The 18705-nt window shown below is 68.4% G+C and carries 15 protein-coding genes; 10 read left to right on the forward strand and 5 right to left on the reverse strand.

From position 1 onward, the window contains the following. On the forward strand, positions 1–640 hold a 640-nt coding region (locus D7V77_RS00440), incomplete at its 5' end, for a DUF3014 domain-containing protein (RefSeq protein WP_120574366.1). 155 nt (positions 641–795) lie between these two features. Continuing rightward, positions 796–1938, forward strand: a complete 1143-nt coding sequence (locus tag D7V77_RS00445) for a hypothetical protein (RefSeq protein ID WP_120574281.1) — start codon at positions 796–798, stop codon at positions 1936–1938. Positions 1939–1956: 18 nt separating this feature from the next. Here D7V77_RS00445 and D7V77_RS00450 read toward each other — a convergent pair whose 3' ends face one another. Further along, positions 1957–3303: a hypothetical protein gene (locus tag D7V77_RS00450; RefSeq protein WP_120574282.1), complete on the reverse strand. Its 1347-nt coding sequence runs from the start codon at positions 3301–3303 to the stop codon at positions 1957–1959. 7 nt (positions 3304–3310) lie between these two features. Continuing rightward, positions 3311–4384, reverse strand: coding sequence for an amidohydrolase family protein (locus tag D7V77_RS00455; RefSeq protein ID WP_120574283.1), 1074 nt, complete (start codon positions 4382–4384; stop codon positions 3311–3313). A 188-nt stretch (positions 4385–4572) separates the two neighbouring features. Here D7V77_RS00455 and glsA point away from each other — a divergent pair, with 188 nt between their 5' ends. Next, positions 4573–5649 carry a glutaminase A gene (glsA, locus tag D7V77_RS00460; RefSeq protein ID WP_120574284.1) on the forward strand — a complete coding sequence of 359 codons (1077 nt, stop codon included), beginning with the start codon at positions 4573–4575 and terminating at the stop codon, positions 5647–5649. Positions 5650–5652: 3 nt separating this feature from the next. Here glsA and D7V77_RS00465 read toward each other — a convergent pair whose 3' ends face one another. Then, positions 5653–6876, reverse strand: a complete 1224-nt coding sequence (locus D7V77_RS00465; RefSeq protein WP_199733712.1) for a DcaP family trimeric outer membrane transporter — start codon at positions 6874–6876, stop codon at positions 5653–5655. Positions 6877–6989: 113 nt separating this feature from the next. Then, the gene (locus D7V77_RS00470) at positions 6990–8078 is read right to left on the reverse strand and encodes an erythromycin esterase family protein (protein ID WP_233596544.1); all 1089 of its coding nucleotides are present in this window, start codon (positions 8076–8078) and stop codon (positions 6990–6992) included. A 242-nt stretch (positions 8079–8320) separates the two neighbouring features. Here D7V77_RS00470 and D7V77_RS00475 point away from each other — a divergent pair, with 242 nt between their 5' ends. Genes D7V77_RS00475 through D7V77_RS00495 form a run of 5 tightly spaced genes read left to right on the forward strand, consistent with a single transcriptional unit; the run spans position 8321 to position 16205 of the window. Further along, entirely contained in the window at positions 8321–10150 is a 1830-nt protein-coding gene (locus D7V77_RS00475; protein WP_120574287.1) for a sigma 54-interacting transcriptional regulator, read from the forward strand. A gap of 43 nt (positions 10151–10193) precedes the next feature. After that, positions 10194–13622: a serine/threonine-protein kinase PknK gene (locus D7V77_RS00480; protein ID WP_158624239.1), complete on the forward strand. Its 3429-nt coding sequence runs from the start codon at positions 10194–10196 to the stop codon at positions 13620–13622. Positions 13623–13660: 38 nt separating this feature from the next. Beyond that, positions 13661–14251 (forward strand): hypothetical protein, encoded by a 591-nt coding sequence (locus D7V77_RS00485; protein ID WP_147451936.1) that lies wholly within the window; start codon positions 13661–13663, stop codon positions 14249–14251. Continuing rightward, positions 14251–15477: a YcaO-like family protein gene (locus D7V77_RS00490; protein WP_120574290.1), complete on the forward strand. Its 1227-nt coding sequence runs from the start codon at positions 14251–14253 to the stop codon at positions 15475–15477. Before D7V77_RS00485 ends, D7V77_RS00490 begins: the two co-directional genes overlap by 1 nt. Beyond that, entirely contained in the window at positions 15474–16205 is a 732-nt protein-coding gene (locus D7V77_RS00495; protein WP_120574291.1) for a TfuA-like protein, read from the forward strand. Before D7V77_RS00490 ends, D7V77_RS00495 begins: the two co-directional genes overlap by 4 nt. Before the next feature lie 37 nt (positions 16206–16242). On the opposite strand, the gene D7V77_RS00500 is transcribed toward D7V77_RS00495, so the two are convergent. After that, positions 16243–16443, reverse strand: coding sequence for a hypothetical protein (locus D7V77_RS00500; protein ID WP_120574292.1), 201 nt, complete (start codon positions 16441–16443; stop codon positions 16243–16245). Positions 16444–17085: 642 nt separating this feature from the next. On the opposite strand from D7V77_RS00500, the gene D7V77_RS00505 reads away from it, so the two are divergent. Continuing rightward, complete coding sequence (locus tag D7V77_RS00505; RefSeq protein WP_147451937.1) at positions 17086–17649, forward strand: hypothetical protein; 564 nt, start codon at positions 17086–17088, stop codon at positions 17647–17649. A gap of 18 nt (positions 17650–17667) precedes the next feature. Continuing rightward, a complete protein-coding gene (locus D7V77_RS00510; RefSeq protein WP_120574294.1) occupies positions 17668–18471 on the forward strand; it encodes a GNAT family N-acetyltransferase in 804 nt (267 codons plus the stop codon). The last annotated feature ends 234 nt before the right edge of the window (positions 18472–18705 follow it).

Here is an 18705-nt window from a genome sequence, read left to right on the forward strand (position 1 = left end):
GCCCACGCCTCCAGCGCCGCCTCCGCCCCCGGCGGTGCAGCTCTCCGGCACCGACGCTCGCGTGAGGGAGCAGTTGAAGGGACTCTCCAGCGACGCGGACTACGCGCGCTGGCTGTCCTCCGAGGACCTGGCCCGCCGCTTCGCCGCGTCCGTGAACCTGGTCGCCGAAGGCCAGAGCCCGCGCATGCCGCTGTCCTTCATGGCGCCCACCGGGACCTTCCTCGTGACAAAGCGTCATGGCCACACGGTGGCGGCGCCGGAAAGCCATACCCGTTACGACGGCGTGGCCCGCGTCATCACCTCGCTGGACGCGAAGAAGGCGGGACAGGTGTATCAGGAGCTCAAGCCGCTGCTGGACGCCGCCCACGCGGAGCTGGCCCCGCCGGGCCGGAGCCTGGATGCGACCCTGTCGCAGGCCATCGGGCGTCTCACCCGGGTCTCCGTCCCCAAGACGCCTCCGGAGCTCACGCCGAAGGGCGCGCTCTACGTCTACGCGGATCCGAACCTGGAAGCGCTGGGTGCGGCGGAGAAGCACCTGCTGCGCATGGGCCCGGAGAACATGCGCAAGGTGCAGGCGAAGCTCACCGAACTGGCGACCGCCCTGGGCCTGCCGTCGCAAGAGCAGGCCCGCAGGCCGTAGCCGTCGCCGGACAAAGGCGAAGGCGGCCTGGCCAGGACGGAAACGGATGAACGGCTGCATGCCCGCGTCAGCGAGGCGGGTGACCTGCCTTCGCACGGCCTGGTTGCTTCGCCGACTGGCAGGAGACGCACCCACGGCACAGCTTTTGGATTGCCATGGACGTCCCCGCCTCGCTGCTCGACTTCTCGCTGGTCCAGGGAACATCACTCGACCGGCGGCACCGCTTCCCCCGTCTCGACCGGGTCTCGATGCCCGTGCGCGTCGCCAGCCTGATGCTGGTGAGCTGGCTGCCGCTCCTCGTCCTGTCTCTCCTGGAGGGCGGGCCGCTGGCACACGCCTTCCTGCGCAACGTGGCGACCCATGTCGAGTTCCTGGTGTCCCTGCCGCTGCTCATCGCGGCCGATGGATACATCGACAGGCGCCTCGCGGCGGCCGTGCGCCATTTCGTCATCGCGGAGCTGATTGATGCGAAGCACCTGCCCCGCTACGAGGCCATTGCTCGCGACGCGGCGCGGGGGCGGCGAAGCGGCGTCATCGAGGCCGGGTTGCTGGTCGTCTCCTTCGCCCCGTCCTTCTTGCACGTGCCCTACCTGCCGAACCGTCCGGACTGGCTCCATGCGGAGCCCGGGGGCCCGCTCACCCCGGCCGGGTGGTGGTACCTCGCGGTGAGCATGCCGATCATCCGGTTCGTGCTCCTTCGCTGGCTGTGGCGGGGGATCCTGTGGGCGATCTTCCTGTTCAAGGTCTCCAGGCTGCCGCTCTCTCTCGTGCCCACCCATCCGGACTCGGCGGGCGGAATGGGCTTCCTGGGCACCTGCCAGGCAAGCTTCTCGGTCATCGTCCTCGCGTTGTCCGCCACGCTCACCGCGCAGCGTCTGGCGCACGCCTCCACCGCGAACTTCACCGGCTACGCCATTCACCTGGCCGCCTTCTCGATCATCTGCCTTACCGTCGTCTTCTCGCCGCTGATGTTCTTCTTCCGTCAGCTCCTGCTGGCGAAGCGAAGGGGGGACCATGCCTACTCGGGCGTGGCGGCCTGGCACTCGCGGCGTTTCGAGCAGCGGTGGTTCCACCGCGAGCTACCGGAGGGGCTGAACCCGCTGGGCGCGCCCGAGTTCTCCTCACAAACAGACCTGAATACGTCCTTCACCACGGCGCGCGGCATGCGCTGGTTCCCGGTGGACATCCGCGCCGCGCTGGCCGTCGTCGCCGCGGCCATGGCCCCCATGGTGCCCCTGCTCCTCGCCGACCGGCGCTTCATCGAGGTGATGCTGGAGCTCGGTAAGAGCATTCTCTGACGCCGCGACGCACCGTCGTCAGAGCAGGATGTCGGTGCCCACCGAGAGGGTCGGCCCCGTCTGCCCAGCGGTATAGAAGCCGAAGCTGGACCCGGTGGGGCTGCGCTGGACGTAGATGAAGTGCAGGTTCAACCGCCAACTGCGCGCGGCCATGGGAAACACGCTGACGCCGCCCGACAGCTCCCAGGGCCTGCGGTCGAACTCATCGAACACCAGCGAGCCGGAGGAGTACACGCCCACGTATTTCGGGACGACCATGTACATGGCCTGGGCGAAGAAGCCCTGGTCGAAGATGGAGTCCTGCGGCAATGGCCCGGTGGCCAGGAAGTTCGAGAGCCGCCGGAAGAAGTACTCCCCCTGGAACGTGAAGCCCCGGTACTTCGCCCCGACGTCGAAAGCCAGCACCTGGTAGTTGAGCTTCTGGACCGTCACGCCATCCGCGAGCGCGCCCTCCTCGAAAGCCAGCAGCCCATCGGAGAGGCGGATCTGCGTCTCGTTGGGAGGTGAGCCCAGCTGGTTCGCCCGGTCCTCCCGCGCATGCGCGGCGGAGATTCCGAAGCGCGTCGCCACCCGCGGGTGCTCCTCGAAGTCCGCCAGGCCCCCCCGCAGGCCATACTCGCCGGTGGTGGGCATCCACGAAATGGAAGCGCTGTAGGCCAGGTCGCGCGAGTCATTGGTGGCGGTGATGCCCAGCTGGCTCAGGTTCGTGTTCAAGGAGACCGTGTAGAAGAACCGTGAGAGGGGCTCGCCCTTCAGCCACACCGCGGAGGAGAACCCGCCGCGAAAGAACTCCTCGCCCATCTGCCGGTCGCTGGAAGCCCAGAACGGATGGGAGCCCTGCATCGAACGCGAGGTGAGCGTGGGGCCGATTCCGGCGCCCAGCGTGAGGGCCTTGTTGAACTTGAACTGCAGGTTGCCGAAGGCCAGCGTCTGCTGCGTGGTGGGCAGCGACCAGACGGTCACCGTGTAGCTCAGGCGCGGATGCAGCGCGAAGCCCGAGAACCAGATCATCGTGCGGTGCCAGTTGATGTCGTTGCGGGTCTTGACCTCGTGCTCGCGTCCCAGATGGTCGATGAAGATCTGATTCCCCGGGAGTTGATTCACATAGCGCACCAACCCATAGAGGCTGATGTTCAGGCTGCCCCAGTCGGTCTTCAGCAGTTGAAAGCCCCGGGCCGGCGTGAACTCGCCAGCGACGGTGTTCTCCGCGGGCTCCAGGTCCTGGTCATCCACGGGGGTCGTGTCCGCCGGAGGAGTGACCGCGGCATCATCCTGGGCCATGGCGCGCAAGGGAAGGAGTGCCAGCGCACCGGCGAGCAGCGCCAGCAGGGTCGCGAGACAGCGTCGACGGAAGTGCGGGGACATGGCGCGCTCAGGGAGAAGCAGCGGGGGGTCGTTGAGAGCGCTCCCACGCGCGGACCTTGAGCCGGGCCGCGTCGAAGAGCCGCGCGAAGTTGCCCTGGAGCAGCTTCGCGCGGGCCTCCGGGGTCAGCATCTCCAGCATGGGCGCATACTGCGTGTAGACGCGCAGGTACTTGGACTGGGTCCCGGGCGAGACCTCATCGGTGCCGAAGAGGAAGCGCTCCGGATACCGGTTGATCGTCTCCGCCACCCTTCGTGCGGTCTCCGGAGTGGCCACCGCGTACTTGGCGACCTCGGACCAGGAGATGTCCATGGACACGTGCCGAAGGTCCGGGTCCGCCAGGATCCCCTCTATCAACTCGATGTGGTGTTCCACCGGACGCACCACCCGGCCGACACCGACGTGCGCCCAGATGATGGTCGTCTTCGGATGCCGCTTGAACAGGGCCTTGATCTGCTCCAGGTGGACCGGCGTCGACCCCTCTTCCGCGAAGGGAGCGTCCAGGTCGTTGTGCAGGAGCACCACCAGGCCCACCTCACCGGCGAAGTCCAGGAGGCGGTCGAGAGCAGGGTCGGTCAGGCTGGCGACCTCGCCCGCGACCTTCGAGGAGACGAACTCCTTGTGGATGGTGAACTCGCCAATGCCGCTGAACACGCCGGGATAGACCGTGAGCACCCGCCGGATGTGATCCGCCGCGTACATGTCCGTCGGGTTGAAGCCGGTGATCATCGGCTCGAAGCGCGCGCGCTGTTCCTTCGGCAGGGACAGGTACGCGTTCGCGATGAACGCATCCGTGAAGGAGTAGTAGTAGAGCGGCGCATCGGTCTGCAGGTAGTAGGTGGGCGCGGCGCTCCCTGACACGCGGTAGGACCACTGCTGCTGCAAGGGGATGCCGAACAGCGTGGCCCGTCCGACCTTGTCTCCCATCACGCGCAGCATGTGGCGGATGTCGCAGCCCTCCTGGACATAGTTGGTCAGGTGCACGTGGGAGTCATTGAAGAGGAAGGACCGCTTGGGGGTCTGCGCCACGGCGTCCGAAGCCAGGAGCAGGCCGAGCGCGAACCACGGACACCATCGAGCCATCGCCAGCCTCCGGGCAGGGAGCCGCACGCTATGCATGCCCATCCCTCCAGGGAGAGCCGCCCCCGGGTGCATGAGCGATGTCTGACGGGCGGAGGGGCGCCCGTGAAGCCCCCTCCCCCAAGGCTGTCCTACCGTCGATGGAGAACTACGTTCCGCCGTGAAAGGCATTCACAACGGGAGGAGCCCCCATGCTCGCAGGCAACCAGGGTCGCTGGAGTGTTCTCCTGGCGGCGATCGCCGCCATCACGATCACGACGAGCGCTTCGGCACAAAAGGCCGCGACCGGGCTCCCCACCGACGCGGAGTTCCAGTCCGCCATGCAGCGGGCCTATTCAGCGAACAAGGCAGTCACCGAAGGCAAGAACGCCGACTACATCCCGGCGCTCGCCAAGGTCGATCCGAAGCTGTTCGGCATCGCCATCCTCACCGTGGACGGGAAGGTCTACTCCGTTGGAGACACCGACCACGCGTTCTCCATCCAATCCATCTCCAAGCCCTTCACGGCGGCCAGGCTGATGTCGGAGATGGGAGTCCAGAAGATGGAGGACAAGCTGGGGGTGAACGCCACCGGCCTCCCCTTCAACTCCATCGAGGCGATTGAGCGGAACAAGCAGCAGGAGGAACCTCCCACCGGCAATCCCCTGGTGAACGCGGGCGCCATCGCCACGGTGGGGAACCTGAAGGCCGCCAACGCGGACGCGCGCTGGAACAGCGTCATCAACAACCTCAGCGCGTTCGCGGGACGCAACCTCTCCGTGGACCAGCAGATCTACAAGTCCGAGGCGGAGACCAACACCCGCAACCGCTCCATCGCGGACCTGCTCAAGGCGTATGAAGTGATTCCCGGCAGTCCGGCGGAGGCGCTCGACGTCTACACGCGGCAGTGCTCGGTGGCGGTGAACGTGAAGGACCTGGCCGCGATGGGCGCCACGCTCGCCACGGGCGGCACCAATCCGCTCACCGGCAAGGCGGTGGTGAGTCCGGACGTCGCCGCGCACACGCTCGCGGTGATGATGACCGCCGGCCTCTACGAGGACTCCGGCACGTGGGCCTACGACGTGGGCGTGCCCGCCAAGAGCGGCGTGGGAGGCGGCATCGTCGCGGTGGTACCCGGCAAGTACGCGGTGGCCGCGTTCGCTCCTCCCCTGGACGAGGCGGGCAACAGCGTGCGCTCGCAGCGGGCCATCGAGTCCATCGTGAAGGACCTGGGCGGCAACGTCTTCCACGTCGCGAAGCGGCCCGCGGCCCGGCCCTCCCCGCGGTAGGCGTCACTTCTCCTTCTTGAACGTGTGGTCGAACGAGTACTGCATCGAGAACTGCAGCCGGAAGTCATCGTAGATGTAGCCGCCCCGGAAGTTGCGGCGTTGTCCCCACGAGAACTCCGGACCGAAGAAGAGGTCCTCCGTCGGATGGACCAGCACGTTCGCCAGGGCGTAATTGCCAGCGCTGAACGCAGTGTCGCCCTGGCCATTCGAGTTCACGACGTTGACGAACGAATGGCCAATCGTGCTGGTGAACAGCTCGCTCCAGGTCAAATCCAGGAAGGCGACCGTGCTCAACATCTTCAGGCCCACGCCCTCGACCGGCTTCGCGGAGCCGGCCGGGTTCAGCTGGACGGCGACGTCCGCGCCGGCGTCGTTCATGTAGTTCTCAATGGCCTTGCCATAGACGACCTGGAGCCGGAGCACGGCCTTCTTCCAGGGGAGCTTCAGGTTCGAGCTCAAGGCGACGCCCGCCCCCACGGTGTCCCCGGCCAGGTCGATGGCATCGCCGTTCAGGTCATCCCACCGGAGGTACCGCACGATGCCCGCGAGTTGCACGTGACCGAAGCCGCCGCTGTACCGGTAGTGGGCCACCACGTCGGGCGCGGGGAAGCGTGAGGTGACGCCCTCCAGTTCGATGCGCTGGGAGTAGTTGTCGACGTCCGCCGAGCCGCCCGGACTTTCGAGGGACAGGTGCAACTCGTGCGCGGGCCCCTGGAGCGGGCGCCAGCGGATCTGGGCGTTGCGGAAGAACACCATGCCGTTGGGTCCCCAGTACTCGATGGAGTTGGGGAAGACGTCCGGGTCCATGAACCCGCTCCACGTCTGGCCGGCGCCGAACTGGCCGAGCTCACCGAAAGCGTGTCTCAACCGGAACGTCGTCTGGCCCGCTTCGTCACCGACCCCGAACAACTCCGCTTCCAGGTGGACCTTCAGGTCGCCCAGTTTGGTGGGAAGGAAGCTCTTGATGCCGAGCCGGCTCTGCCGGACGCCGAAGAACACGCGTCCCTCGCCGCCGAACTCACCGTCGAACGAGGGCAGCTTCGTGGGCCGCAAGACGTCAAACCAATCCTGGTTGATGGTCCCGAAGTTGTAGCCCGAGTCGGTCATCGCGAAGCCGAAGACCTCCAGCTGCGGACCGGTGGGCTTCTCCTCCTCTTGAGCCATGGCTGGGAGCGCGCAGAAGCAAGACGCCCACAGCCCTCCCACCATCCATCTTCCCAGCCGCATGAGAGCCCCCTCCCCCGGAGGCTCGAAGCTGGAAGCAGGCGCATGCCGATTCAACCGTGCGCGCGGACAGCAGGAATGGGGCCGCGTTCACAGCCCGGTCGTACGGAGGGGCGTTAGCGGGCCACCGGGCGCGAGGGGGATTCCTCCCGGACGATGAGCAGCCCATCCATGACCGTTGCCCAGGGGGCCTTCATCCAGGCGTAGTTCAGGGGACGCGCCACCCTGGGCCCGAACTCACGGAGCTGGCGCCCATCCAGATATCGGGTGTCCCCGGTGTGGTTCGCGAACGCCTCGGCCTCCAGCGAATCGGGGGTCGCGGGGGCGAGGACAAACGTTCGGGCACTCGCGCCGAGGGAATGGCTCCCGGAGCTCGCGGAGAACCCCAGCACGAAGGACTGCTCCCCGAACCGCTCACGGACAAAGGACCCGAAGGGAATCCTCTGCCGGTCGTCCGTCTCCAGGCTCGACATGTCCTTCGCGGCATGAACGGTGGCAGTCCAGACAATGGCTTTCCGGGGCTGGGGGGACTGGGACAGGAGCCATTCCAGGTTCATGAACATGGAGCGATCTCGCGCGATGTCATGACCCCAGTCCCAGGGCCCATCAGGCTGAGCCTGCTTCCGGGCCCGCGCGGCGGCCTCACGGGTGAAGTTCCTCACCAGATTGCGGGCGATCTGCGACTGCGCGGGTGTCGCTGGCGCTTCGGGCCTGGAGAGCGCCGACTCCAGCTCCTTCGCGCAGCCCAGGAGGTCCTTCGCGGTCTCCGCCGTGTACGGGTGGGTTTCGTCATACCGCCAGGCCAGGTGCCGATCGAGCGCCGCTCCGCACTCCGCCTGCCGCGGGCCGGTGAACAAGGGGCTGAGCTCACGCGCCATCTCTTTCGTCGCCCAGGTGCCCCGGTTGATCTGATCATCAATCCCACCGACCGCGAGGGTTCCCGCCCGGAGCCGCTCGGCTAGAAAAGGAATCAGGGGCGCCATCTCCGGACTGGCCCACATCCCGCCAATGGCAGCCGCGAGCGTGTCATCGCTGACGGGCTGGCCCGCTTTCAGCAGCGTCTGGATGCGGAGGAAGTCATAGGTGCCCGTCTCGATGAAGAAGGCGTCGTACTGGCATTCCTCCACCAGCCTGCGGGTCAACTCCACCTTGAAGGCCACGGTCCTGGCGCTGCCGTGGTGGGATTCCTCCCCCAGCAGCGCCATCTGTTTGCCGCAAAGCTCCCGGACGATCCGGTCGGCGTCTGAAACCCGAGGGGCTTCACTTCGGGGTGACGAGGCACAGCTCGAAAGCAAGGGAATCAGGAGCAGCAGGTATCTCATTCGGGGTCTCCAGGAAGGAGCATGCTCCGAGGCGCTCTCCCAGTGAAACAGTGGGCAAGCCGCCGGCCTTGTGGGTCTACCCAGCCCCTGTCTGCCCGGCCGCCCATCTCCTCTATACTTTCGCCATGCACGCAGGGCAGCGACGTCAGGCGACAGGCGTCACCAAGACGGACCCCATCACGAACGGTGGAGGCGAGGAGCGGGTCGCGGGGTACGCGCAGCGGATCGCCGTGGTCGTCCACCACGAGCATGGCGCCGAGCTGGGGTTGCTGACGCCCGACGTTCCCTTGACCCTCGGCCGTGACGAGCCCTCCGGCCTGCGCATCCACGACCGGCGGCTCTCGCGCGTCCATGCGCGCCTGCTGCTCTCCGACCAGCGCATCACCGTGGAGGATCTCGACTCGACCAATGGCACCTGGGTCGCCGGCAGGCGCATCCAGACGGCCTCGCTCGAAGTCGGTGATGAGTTCCGGCTCGGCGGGCTGCCCGCGCGGATCCACGCGCTGGGCCGTTCGGGGCAGTCGCTCCGACTGGAGGGAGATGCGCTCTTCCGGCAGGCCGTGGACGACGAGGCGGCACGGGCGCGGCAGTTCCACCGCCCCTTCGCCCTGCTCGTGGTGCGCGCCGCGCGGGCCCGGGGCCAGGGTGCGCCGCCTTCGATTGATGAGCACGTCCACCGTTGGTTGGAGCACGTGCACGGCCTGCTGCGCCCGGTGGACCGGATGGCGCCCTACGGCAGCGACGCCGTGCAGTTCCTGCTCCCGGAGACCGGCCCCGAGGACGCGACGCGCCTCGCGCACGCCATCGCCGCCCTTCCGCGCGACTCCAGCCCCCAGCTCGTGGTGGGCGTAGCGCTCTTCCCGGGAGCGGCCGGCACGGTGGAGGAGCTCATCGAGCTGGCGCGCGCGGCCGCCAACCGGGCCGGGCCTGAGAAGCCCGTGGAGCTGACCTCGACGGCGCCGTGGTTCGACAGCGGCACCGTGGCCCAGGGCGACCTCGTCGCGGGCGCTGCCATGCACGGGCTGCTGGAGACCGCGCGCCAGGTCTCGGCCTCTCGCGTCCCGGTCATCCTCCATGGGGAAACAGGCACGGGGAAGGAGGTGCTGGCGCGCTTGCTTCACGAGCAGGGCCCCCGGCGCTCCCAGCGGATGGTGCGCGTCAACTGCGGCGCCATTCCCAAGGAGCTCGTCGAAAGCACGCTCTTCGGTCACGAGCGCGGGGCCTTCACCGGCGCGGGGACCTTGAAGCAAGGCGTCTTCGAGGAGGCCCACGGCGGCACGGTCTTCCTCGATGAGATTGGCGAGATGCCGCTCGCGGCGCAGGTGGCGCTGCTGCGCGTGCTGGAGACCGGCGCCTTCTCACGGGTGGGGGCCAGCAAGGAGCTCACCGTCGACGTCCGCGTCGTCGCGGCGACGCACCGGGACCTCGAGAGCATGGTGGCCGCCGGGAGCTTCCGGGAGGACCTCTACTACCGGCTCAACGCCATCATCCTGGCCATTCCCCCGCTGCGAGAGCGGCAGGATGAAATCGAACCGCTCGTGCACCGCTTCCTGCGGCTCGCCAACGAGAGCAACGGCCGCGCGGTCCAGGGCTTCGAGCCCGCGACGCTGGAGCTGCTGCGGGCCTACTCCTGGCCCGGGAACGTGCGCGAGCTGAAGAACGCCATCGAACGCGCCGTCGTGGTCGCACGGGGTGCGCTGCTCACCCCCAGCGACCTGCCAGCGCGAGTGCAGGCAGCGGGCGCACCGCGGCCTCCCGCCGCGCCACCCGTGCCCGGGCCCGGGCAAGAAGCCCCGGACCCGGCTCGCGAGCGGGTGCGGGACTACGAGGCGCGGCTCGTCCAGGAGGCACTCATCGCGACGGGCTGGAACCGGACCGAGGCGGCGAAGCGTCTGGGCATCCCGGTGCGGACGCTGTCCTATCGGATGAAGGTCCTGGGTCTCAAGAAGCCGTAGCGCGCTCCCAATGACTCTCATCTCAAGGCCGGGTGAGCCGGTCATGCTCGGGGACTATCGCGTCACCCGCATCCTGGGCCAGGGCGGGATGGGGGTCGTGTACCGGGCCGAGCACCGCGAGCACGCGGTGCCGGTGGCCCTCAAGACGGTCCGCGCGTCCTCGGAAGCCTTGCTCGCGGGCATCCGCCGGGAGATCCACGCGCTCCGGCGTCTGGCTCATCCGGGCATCGCGCGCATCCTCGACGAAGGTTTCTCGGAGGGCCTGCCCTACTACGTGATGGAGCTCTTCGAGGGGGGAACCCTGCGAAGCCACCTCGGGTCCGCCGCTGGGGACATGTCCGGGGCGGGGCTGCCCACGTCCACGGAAACCGCCGTGACGGGCGAGCTGGCGGAAACCCTCCCCGCGCAAGCGACGCCCATCGAACGCGCCAGAGTGGACCTGCCCGCGCTCCGTGCGCGGCTGTCCGTGATTCGAAGGCTCTGCGCGCCACTCGCGCACCTGCACGGTGAGGGCTTCGTCCACCGGGACCTCAAGCCGGAGAACATCTTCATCCGGGAGGACGGACGGCCCGTGCTCGTGGACCTGGGCATCGCCGCGTCGTTCAGCGGCGCCGCGAGCCGCGAGGAGCTGGCCGCCGAAGGGCGCGTCGTGGGCAGCGTGGCCTACATGGCGCCCGAGCAACTGCGGGGCGAACTGGTGGATGCGCGCGCGGACCTCTACGCGCTGGGCTGCATCCTCTATGAGTGCCTCGTGGGCCGCCCGCCGTTCACCGGCTCGTGGGCCGGATCCATCGTGTTCCAGCACCTGAACGAGCCGCCCGCGCCCCCCTCGCGCTACATCGAAGGCCTCCCGGAAGAGCTCGAATGGCTCGTGCTGCGGCTCCTCGAGAAGCGCCCCGAGGCCCGGCTCGGCTACGCCGAGGACGTGGCCCACGTGCTCGACACGTTGGGTGTCGAAGGCGACGAGCGCGAGGGCACGCCACGGCCCAGGAGCTATCTGTATCGCCCCGGGCTCGAAGGCCGCGCGGGCCCGCTGGCGGACCTGGGAAGCGCGTTGGATCAACTGCGCCAGGAGCGGCGCGGACAGCTCATCCTCCTGGAGGGTGAGAGCGGCGTGGGCAAGACGCGGCTCGCCATGGAGGTGGCCCTGCTCGCCTCCCAGCGTCAGGTGAGGACGCTGACCGGGCAGTGCGCCCTGTTGGACATGTCATCCCTGGAGCAGGGACGGATCGCCGTGGCGCTCCATCCCTTCCGCCCGTTCCTGCAATGGGCCGCGGACCGCTGCCGCGAGCGGGGCGACACGGAGGCGGAGCGGTTGCTGGGCACCGGCGCCAGGTGGCTCGCGCTCTATGAGCCCGCGCTGGCGGAGCTTCCCTGGGTGCGGCGCCTGCCGGAGCTCCCGGTGCTGCCGCCGGCCGCGGCGCAGCCACGCATCCTGGAGGCGTTGCGCAAGGCGTTCGCGGCGCTCACGGAGGAGCAGCCCGTGCTGCTCGTCCTCGACGACCTGCAATGGGCCGACGAGCTCTCCCTCGCGTTCCTGAAGACGCTGGCCGACCGGGGCGGGGAACCCGGGCTGCTCATCCTGGGCACCTGCCGCCTGGGGGAGACCGGCGCCGAGCTCACCGCGCTCCTGGGTTCGCCGGGGATCCGGCGGATTGCGCTCGGCCGGCTCGACACGGTGAGCGTGGGGACGCTGGTGGCCGGGATGCTGGCCTTGCGCGAGTCACCGGCGGAGCTGGTGGACTTCCTGGCGGACAGCGCCTCCGGCAATCCCTTCTTCGTCGCGGAGTACCTGCGCGCGGCCATCGACGAAGGACTGCTGGTGCGGGACAGGAACGGAGCCTGGAAGCTCCGCTGGCCTGGAGCCGCGACGGACAGACTGGCCCGCCACCTGCTCCTGCCGCACACGCTGTCCGCGCTCATCGAGCGCCGCCTGTCCCTCGTGGGCGACGCCGAGCGGGCGCTGGTGGAGCACGCCTCGGTCCTGGGGCGCGAGTTCGACAGCGCGCTGCTGCCCACCCTGGCCGGGCTCGCGGAGGCGGAGGTGCTCGACGGGCTCGGGGAGCTGCGCAGGCGCCAGCTCATCGAGGAGACCGCCTCCGGACGGCTGCGCTTCGTCCACGACAGGTTCCGGGAGATCGCCTACGGGCGCATGGCGCTGGAGCGGCGGCGCGAGCTCCACCTGGGCGCGGCGCACCTGCTGGAGTCGCGCTTCCGCGACGTCCCCGACCTCTTCCCGGAGCTCGGGCACCACTTCTCGCAGGCGGGCCTCCACGACAAGGCGATCCTCTACCTGGGCCACGCGGCGGAGCGGGCGCGGGCCACGTACGCCAACGGGGAGGCCATCCGCCTCTACCAGGCCGTGCTCCACGAGATGCATCAGGCCGGAGAGCAGCTCCGGGCCGTGCTGCTCCACGAGGCGCTCGGGGACGTGCTCGCCCTCGTGGGACGGCACGGCGAGGCGCGGGCTTCCTATGCCCAGGCCCTGGAGGGCACCGAGCCCGGGCACCTCCTGGACCTTGCGCGCCTGCATCGCAAGACGGGCAAGGCCTGGGAGACGGAGCACGCGCATGAAGCGGCGCTCTCCGCCTACCTCACCGCGGAGCAGGTCCTGGGTGAAACCCCTTCCGAAGCCGCGGAGGCGTGGTGGAGCGAGTGGCTTCAGGCGCGGCTGGATCAGCTCGCGGTGCACTACTGGACGGCGCGGCTGGACGTGATGGAGGAGCTGTCCCAGCGCATCCAGCCCGCCGTCGAGCGCCACGGCACCCCCCTTCAGCGAGCCCGCTTCTTCCAGGTGCGCGTCCAGCGCAACCTCCGCGCGGAGCGCTACCTGGTCTCCGAGGAGACCGTGCGCTTCGCCCGGGACTACCTGCGGGCCAGCGAGGCCGCGAACAGCCTCGCGGAGCGAGCCGAGGCGGAGTGCGTGCTCGCATGCGTGCTGCTGTGGCACGGCGCACTGGAGGAGGCCGCGACCCGCATGGCCCTGACGGTGGAACAGGCCCGGCGCACGGGGGACGTGGCCATGGAGGCGTATGGGCTCGCCTACCTGCCGCAGATCCACCGGCGGCGGGGCGCCATCGAAGCGACGAGGGAAGCCGCGACGCGGAGTCTGCGGGCCGCCGAGGCCGGGAACATGACGAGCTATGTCGGCGCGGCCCGGGCCAACCTTGGTTGGGTGGCATTGCGCGAGGGCAGAACCGATGAGGCAAGGAGGGAGTGCGAGGCGGCACTCCAGCTCTGGGCCACGACCTCCCGCGTCTACCCTTTCGAATGGATGGCCCTGCTTCCCCTGCTCCAGCTGAACGTGAGCGAGGCACGCATGGCGGAGGCCGCGCGGCAGATGGAACGGCTGCTGCAAACGACTCAGCAGCGCCTGCCCGAACCGCTCACCTCCGCCATCCGCGAAGCCCAGGAGGAGCGGATGGATCTCCAACACGTTCTCAAGGCAGCACAGCGCGCTGGCTATCTGTAGCCCCCTCACAACCCCAGACACAAGGAAGCATGCCCCCGATGCCACATCACGGAAAATTGGCCATTCAGTTCAAGGTGCTCACCTCGCCTGATCACGACCCGCTCGGCAACCCCCGGAGGAAGACCGCTGGCGGCAGGCATCACGTGGAGGTGGGCAGCACCGCGCAACTGAAGGTGCTCCATGCCGATCCCGAGGCGAAGATCCAGTGGTCCTACTCACCGCCCAAGCTCGTGAACAGCCGCACTCCTCCGACCAAGCTCGTGAACAGCCGCACTCCGCCGAAAGAATCGTCCAACAACCAGATTATCGAAGTTGACGGCGTGGCCTTCGGTCAAATCGATGTCACGGCGCAGGACATGAAGTCGGGCCAGACCGCGCATCTGACCTTCTTCTGTGGCTCGGTGGTCATCGTCGGCGCGGATAACAGGTATTGGCATATGTTCGCGGATGGAAGCGGCGGCAGCGTGAACCCCAATCACCTCCTCCAGCCCATGATTGAAAACAATGTCATCGTGGCGGACATGACGGGCGCGAAGGAAGCCCAGCAAAAGCTCAAGCAGGTGGCCGAACCGGAGCCGTACGTCACCTGCTACCTGTTGAATCTCGCGAGCTTCAAGCTCGACCGTTGATGACGACTCCCAAGGGCTTCCACGCGGGCACGCACCGGCTCCACGCACCGGAGGCGACGGTCGAACGCGTGCGGAGCCTGCTGCCCGTGATGGGCATCACCCGTGTCGCCAACGTCACGGGCCTGGACACCATCGGCATCCCGGTGGTGATGGTCATCCGTCCCAATGCGCGCTCGCTGTCCGTCTCCCAGGGCAAGGGCGCCACGCTCGCCGCAGCCCGGGCATCCGGGCTGATGGAGGCCATCGAGCTGTATCACGCCGAGCACCTCACCCTGCCCCTCAAGCTCGCCAGCTTCAACGAGCTGCGGTTCACCCACCGGATGGTGGACGTCATGGGGCTGCCAGCGCTGTCCGTGAGCCGGTTCGACGGTCACTTCCGCACGCTCTGGACGGAGGGCCGGAACCTCTTCGACGGGGCCCCCACCTGGGTGCCCTACGAGATGGTCCATATGGACTTCACGCTCCCGCTGCCCTCGGGGAGCGGCTCGTTCCTGATGAGCTCCAGCGGCCTGGCCTCGGGCAATCACCCGCTCGAGGCGATGAACCATGCGCTCTGCGAGCTCATCGAGCGGGACGCGGCCACCCTCTTCCGCTGCGCCAGCCAGGAGGCCCGGGACCGCCGCCGGGTGGACTTGAGCACCGTGGATGACCCGGGCTGCCAGGCCCTGCTCGGGCAATACGCACGGGCCGGGGTGGAGGTCGGCGTCTGGGACATCACCTCCGACGTCGGCGTGGCGGCGTTCTCCTGCACCATCGTGGATGCGGATCCCTCTCCCCAGCGGCCCATTGGGCCCATGGGGGGCATGGGCTGCCATCCCTGCCGGGGCGTGGCCCTCTCCCGCGCGCTCACCGAGGCGGCCCAGAGCCGCCTCACCCTCATCACGGGCTCGCGCGAGGACGTGCGCCACCTGACGCCCTACGGGCCGGACGCGGAGTTCGAGGCCGCCCTGCGGATGCGGGACCGGCTTCGCGCCGAACCGGCGGGCCAGGGCTTTCACGCTGCCCCCGACGTGCTGACCGACACGCTGGAGGAGGACCTGGCCTTCCTGCTCGAACGCCTGCGGGCGGCGGGGCTCCGGGAGGCCATCGCGGTGGACCTGACCCGGCCGCCCTTCGGCATCCCGGTGGTGCGGGTCATCGTGCCGGGGCTCGAACCGCTCAATGACATCCCCGGCTACGTGCCAGGGGCCCGGGCCCGGCGCCGCCTGTCGGAGGACACGCCATGAACGTCGTCATCTTCGCGGGACCCACGCTCTCCGCCGTTGAAGGCGCCCGCGTGCTCGACGCCACCTATCTCCCGCCAGCGGCGCAGGGGGACCTCTACCGGGCGGCGCTCGGCAAGCCCGTGGCCATCGGGCTCATCGACGGCTACTTCGAGCGGGTGCCCTCGGTGTCCCACAAGGAGATCCTCTGGGCCATGAAGCAGGGAGTGCACGTCTTCGGTGCCGCGAGCATGGGCGCGCTGCGTGCCGCGGAGCTGTCTGCCTTTGGCATGGAGGGCGTGGGGGAGGTCTTCAAGGCCTTCGCGAGCGGAGCGCTGGATGACGATGACGAGGTCGCGGTGGTGCACGCCGCCGCCGAGGACGGCTACCGGCCGTTCTCCGAGGCCATGGTCAACCTCCGCGCGACGCTTCAGGCCGCACGGGCCGCAGGCGTGCTGGACGAGGACACACAGCGCACGCTGGAGTCCTTCGCCAAGGGCCTCTTCCACGCGGACCGGAGCTGGCCCGCGCTCTTCCAGAAGGCCCGGGAGACAGGGCTCGATGGGGCCGGGATCGAGGCCTTCCTCCGCTTCGTGGCGGAGCGTCGCGTCGACCAGAAGCGGCTCGACGCGCTCGCGCTGCTCAACATCCTGCGCGCACGGCTGGAGGCGGGCCTTCCTCCGAAGGAGACCCGCTACGCCTTTTCCCATACGGACGCGTGGGAGCACGTTCGCCAGAAGGTGGAGCGCTAACGGGTCACCGGGCGCGGAGGCGCTTCCTTCCGGAAGTTCAGCAGCCCATCCACGACCGTTGCCCAGGGGGCTGCGTGTTCCGGGGCACACCCACGCTGCGCTTCTCGCGCAGTCCTTTGAGCTGCGCCGCGGGGCCAATGCGGGCTCCGCGCATCCAGTCCAGCAACTGCCGTTCGGTCGGCCCCGATGTGCCCTGGATGTCAATCACCCACTCACGGTCCAGCCAGTCCGCGTCCACCAGGCGCGAGAAGTGGTCCTGGGTCTGCTTTAGGGGAATGGGCCAGCGTGACAGGCGAGAAGGAACCTGCCCTTTCCGGGGAGGGCACCTCCACGGGACGGCAAGAAGTTGCCGGAGAGGGCTTGCCCGCCAAGGTCCGTCGACAAGAAGTTGTCGGCGGACCTCGAACCCGAGTCGTCCTCAAGTCATCGAGGCGAATGGGTGGCGGCGTACCTGACGTGGCCATGCGGATGCGTCAAGCGGCCGCACGGCCTCTCTACCGGTCCGGTGCACAGCCCGAGCGGCATCCCTCCGCGACCACTCTGCATCAGCCCACCAGCCTCAACAGCGCCCCTATCCGTCCTATGTCCTCAGAGGGATAGAGGAGACGCAGACTCCGGCAAGAAGTTGCAGGGCGGAGTTGCCCGACAAGTCTTCCTCGCAAGAGCTTGTCGCTGCGCAAGACTCCTCGCTCGTCCCCATCTCTGACAGTGATTGACATGCCACGTGCTAGTCCCTCTCGCGGGGCCCATTGGCAGAAGAGGGCAGCCCCAAACCAGATACGTACCCGTGAATGGGTATGCGTCCCGTTGTCTGCGCTGGTACTCCGGGTGTCCCCGGCATTCATCACCTTCTCTCTGCATCATTCAAAAGGAGCCACTCTTGTCTGCCCCCGCTGCTCACCTGATTTCCGCAGAGAATCTCTACGCGATGGTCATCAGAGACTTCGGCGACCGCGCAAAGGGCTCCGGAACCAACACCACCGCATATGGCTACTTGAAGCAGGAGGACAAGTTCTTCGTGGCTAAGCAGGGCGGCCCGGTGAACTACCCAATACTCGTACCGGGCCCGGATCCCATGAAGCTGCGCGTCATCAAAAAACCGAAGGATGCACGAGTCTACTGCAAAACCTACCGGAACATGGGCGAGTGGACGGGCTATCACGCCGAGATGATTATTGTCTCGGGGATGCTGGGATTCCTCTCGACTGACGCGAGAACATGCGAAATCGACCAGGCGAAGAGACTGCTCACAGGGAGCATCATCTGCGCCAACGCGTCATGCTGTATGCACTGCGGCAACATGCTCGACGAGCTCGGAATCGCGTACCACGAACCGAAGGGCGCCGCCGGCCTGACGGCCTGGTGGAATCCGCTCACCGATAAGCGCGTCGAGAATGGGACCCCCGAATTCAAAGTTCCCATTCCCGGGAACAGGCCGCTCTAGGGACCGGGCAGCTCGCGCATGGAAGGGCTCGGCATCATCCGCCTCGGGGAGGCGCACCGGAGTGCGGTGCGGGCGCGGCTGCTGCGCGCCCCCCTCCTCCACCTGCACCTGCTGCGGTTGCTGGAGGCCCACCCACTTGAGCTCCTGGGGTGGTACGGCCTCGCGGAGGGAGCCGACGTCGAGGCGCTCGTGCTGGTGGCGCCAGCGCTCTTCGCCGTCCCCGGCGGGGCTCCTATCCCGGCCGCGGAGCGGCTCGGCGCCCACCTGCGCGCGCTGTACCGGCGCTGCAGGATCTCCGGGCCCCGGGACGCTTGCGATGCGCTGTGGCGGGAATGGGCCCCGGGCGTGGCTCCCGCGCACGCGGTCCGCCAGCAGATGATGGTGCTGCGCGAGCCCCCGGCAGAGTTCCCTTGCATGGGACTGCGGCGGGCGCGGCGCTCCGAGTGGCGTGCGGTGGGGGAGAACCTGTCGCGGATGTGGCGGGAAGAGCACGGCCAGTCCCTGGACGTGGCCCAGGTCTGGGTGGAGGAGAAGCTGCGGCTCGGACACACGTGGGTGCTCGAGCGCGAGGGGCAGCTCGTCTTCCAGGCGGATGTGAGCCTCCGCACCCGCTGGGGTTGCCAAGTGGAGGGCGTGTATACCTCGCCCGAGCACCGCAGCCGGGGCTACGCGACCGCAGGGGTGAGCGCGCTGGCAAGGCGGCTGCTACGCAAGTCCTCGGCAGTGACGCTCGTGGTGAATGAGGACAATGCCGCGGCGCTGCGCCTCTACGCGCGGTGCGGCTTCACGCCGCTGGCGGCCTGGCGGAACATCACTCCATAGGCGCTGCGGAACGCATAGCGCATTGGAGGGACGAGAGCCCTGTTAAGGAAGAGGGCTGAAGCCGAGGAGCCGAAGAAGGCGGCTGACGGGGCCCGCAGACTGGGCGCCAAGCCTGTGAGGAGGCCGTGCAGGCGCCTCTGGGCACACGCCGGCCCAGGCGACGTCCAAAACGAACGTCCGGCGCAGCAGCCGGCCCAATCCAGTCGCGACATGCGCTCATTCTTCGGTTCCGCC

Source organism: Corallococcus sp. CA041A (assembly GCF_003612075.1).
GTDB classification, from domain to species: Bacteria; Myxococcota; Myxococcia; order Myxococcales; family Myxococcaceae; genus Corallococcus; species Corallococcus exiguus.